General features: G+C 68.6%; 2 protein-coding genes. Both read right to left on the bottom strand.

What is annotated here, in order from left to right; translation table 11 throughout:
- Nucleotides 1-1,970 (bottom strand): alpha-mannosidase (locus BBIA_RS12960; protein WP_035138553.1); only part of this gene is annotated, 1,970 nt, incomplete at its 3' end.
- Nucleotides 1,971-2,092: 122 nt separating this feature from the next.
- A partial coding sequence (locus tag BBIA_RS12955) for a glycoside hydrolase family 38 C-terminal domain-containing protein (protein WP_035138551.1) occupies nt 2,093-3,177 on the bottom strand: 1,085 nt, incomplete at its 5' end.

Raw genomic sequence — 3,177 nt, 5'->3', positions numbered from 1 at the left:
TCGCGCGAGTACGGGGTGATCACCGCGTCCGCAATGGTCCCGTCGGCCGGTTCGACGGCGGCGATCGCCGCGCCCGCCTCGAGCGCGATCTCGCGCAGTCGGGCGATGTCGCGCGCGTATTCGGCGCGTGCCTGGCGGTGCACCCACGCGATCGCGGAGCCGGGCAGGATGTCGTGGAACTGGTTGAGCAGCAGCGTCTTCCAGATGCGGTCCATCTCCTCGCGCGGGTAGACGTAGCCCGGGTTCTTGACGCGGGCCGCGGCGCACAGGTATTCCGTCACGCGCAGCATGGCTTCCTCGTTGCGGCAGCCGCGCTTCATGTCCTGCTGAGCGGTGAGCGTGCCGCGGTGCAGTTCGAGGTACAGCTCGCCCTTGAACACCGGGGTTTCGCCGCGCGCGTCGTCGACGATGTCCTTGCGCACGCGGTCGAACAGCTCGTCCGGGGTGCCAAAGTCGATCTTCGGGGCGCCGGCGAGGTCGCGGTCGCGGCGGATGCGCGCGGTCATCTCGCGGGTGGGGCCGCCGCCGCCGTCTCCGAAGCCGTACAGCAGGATCGCGTTGCGCGACAGGTCCTTGTCGAGGAAGTTGCGCTGCGAGTACATGAGCTCGTGCATGCTCATGGACGAGCAGTACGTGTCGGACGGCGGGAAGTGCGTGAGGATGCGCGTGCCGTCGACGCCCTCCCACATGAACGAGTGGTGCGGGAACTTGGTGCAGTCGTTCCACGAGATCTTCTGCGTGAGGAACCAGTCGAAGCCGGCGCGGCGCGCGATCTGCGGCCACGAGCCGGTGTAGCCGAAGCTGTCCGGCAGCCACACGCCGCGCGGCTCGACGCCGAGGTGCTCCTTGAAGTAGCGACGGCCGAACGTGATCTGGCGCACCAGCGACTCGCCGGCGGGAATCATGTTGTCGGATTCGACCCACATGCCGCCGACCGGAATGAACCGGCCCTCCTTGACGCGTTCCATCATGCGGCGGAACAGGTCCGGATGCTCGGCTTCGAGCCACTCGTACTGCTGGGCGGAGCTCATCGCGTACTTGAAGTCCGGGTCCTCGTCCATGAGCGCAAGCACGTTGGAGACGGTGCGGGCCACCTTGCGGCGCGTCTCGCGCACCGGCCACAGCCATGCGGAGTCGATGTGCGCGTGGCCGATGGCGATGTGGTTGATCGCGCTGGAGGACGCGTGTTCGGCCAGCACGCCGGCCAGTTCCTCGCGTGCGGCGGAGAGCGTGCCGTCGATGTTGCGCTCGTCGTACGCGTTGAGCGAGCGCTGGAGCGCCTTGGCGAGCTGCCAGTAGCGCGGATCGTCATCCTTGAGCTCGCGCATCAGGGATTCGACGGTTTCGAGGTCCATGTAGTAGGCGAACACGTCCTCGTTGAACACGGTGACGTCCATGCGGCTCAGCGTGTACGGGAAGTCGTACTTGCCGGTCGGGCCTTCGCCGAGTTCGGTGGGCGAGAACGGGGTCGGGCCTTCGACGAACGGGTTGGCGGCCGCCTCGATGTAGACGGTGAAGTTGCCGTCCTCGTCGAGGTCGACGGTGCTGGTGCCGTCGGCGTAGACGAGCGGGATCCAGTGGTTCTTCGGGTTGGCGGATTTGATGGCGGTGCCGTCGGCGCGGTAGACGAGGCCTTCGGACTGGAAGCCCGGGCCGCGATGGCCGAGCCAGCCGAGGTCGACCATGAGTTCGACCTTGCGGCCCTTGGCCGCCTCGCGGTCGACGCGGCCGGTCACCTCGAACCAGGTGGTGCCCCAGGTGGTGCCCCAGGTGCCGGGGATGGCGAACGGCTTGAATTCGACTTCGCCGGCGCGCACCTGCGCGAGGAATTCGCCGGAGGGCACGGGTTCGCCGGGGTTGTCGTGCGAACGCAGCGTGCAGGACGACAGGGTGGTGTGGATGTGCGGTTCGACGCGCTGCCACATCACGCGGTCGCAGCGGTCGAGCTGCTGGTTGGGCATGAGGAACATGTGAAGTTCGGCTCCTTTGCTGATGGTGTTGTGATTGGTTGACGTTGTTGGATGCCGGTTGGCGGAGGTGGCCGCCGTCCCGCTCCCCCGGTTCGGAAAGGTCGGGACGGCGGCGCGCGAATCTACCGTTCGATGCGCAGCGTGGCCAGCTGGAACGGGCCGAGCTTGAGCGTCGCCCCGTCGGCCGGCTGTCCGGCTTCGCCCGCGAGCGCGACGGGCAGGTCGTCGGCGAGCTCGTTGTCTTCGAGCTCGCCGGTTTCGCGCACGGTCGTACCGCGCAGCCTGTCGGCGACGTGCAGTCGCGCGGTCGCGTGTCCGCCAGCGGTTTCGTACACGCGCGCGATCAGGTCGCCCGATCCGTCGTCGGCGAGCTTGACCCAGTCGAGCACCGCGGTGCCGTCGGTCGTGTCGATCGAGACAAGCGGGTCGATCACGGGCGCGTCGTGCAGCACGGGCGCGTTCATCGCGCATGCCGCGTCGATCGTGCCGTCGAGCGTCGCGCCGGGCACGACGGCCCAGTCGAACGCGTGACGGCCGATGTCGGTGCGCGGGTCGGGATAAGTGGGCGCAGACAGCAGCGACAGGCGGAACATGGTGCCCCGGCCTGCGCCGAGCGGGCCGTTGCCGGCGATCGGCGCGGCGTCGGAGCCGTAGATCGAACCGTTGACGACGGCGGCCGCATAGTTCGGTTCGGCGATGATCGCGAACCGGTTGGTGCAGCTTTCGAACTTGGCTTCGTCGGACGCGCTGTTCTTGACGATCGGACGCGTGACCAGACCGTACTGGCAGTCGTAGGTGGCGCGTTCGGCGGTGACGGCGAGCGGCAGGTCGACCTTGAGGAAGCGTTCGCGCTCGTGCCAGTCGATGTCCGCGTGGAAGTCGAGCTGTGCGGCGCCCGGCCGGAGCGTGATCGTCGTGTCGATCACGGTGTCGCCGTCGCGAGTCTGCACGGCGACGATCGCGGCGCCGGACTCGTCGACGCGCGCGCCGGTCACCCGGCCGTTCATGCCGCGGCCCATGAGCAGCGATTCGCGTTCGATTTCCCACGCGTCCCACACGGCGGGCTCGTCCTTCATGAGCTCGTAGCGGCCGAGCGCGGCGCCGGCCGGTACGAGCTCGCGGTCGTGCGCCTCGTCGGTCAGCGACGAGACGGTGCCGTCGGCCTCGATCGTCGCGCTCAGGCGTCCGTTGGCGATGCGCACGCGGC

Source organism: Bifidobacterium biavatii DSM 23969, from assembly GCF_000741165.1.
Lineage (GTDB): Bacteria > Actinomycetota > Actinomycetes > Actinomycetales > Bifidobacteriaceae > Bifidobacterium > Bifidobacterium biavatii.
This window is presented reverse-complemented; position numbering and strand designations above follow the sequence as displayed.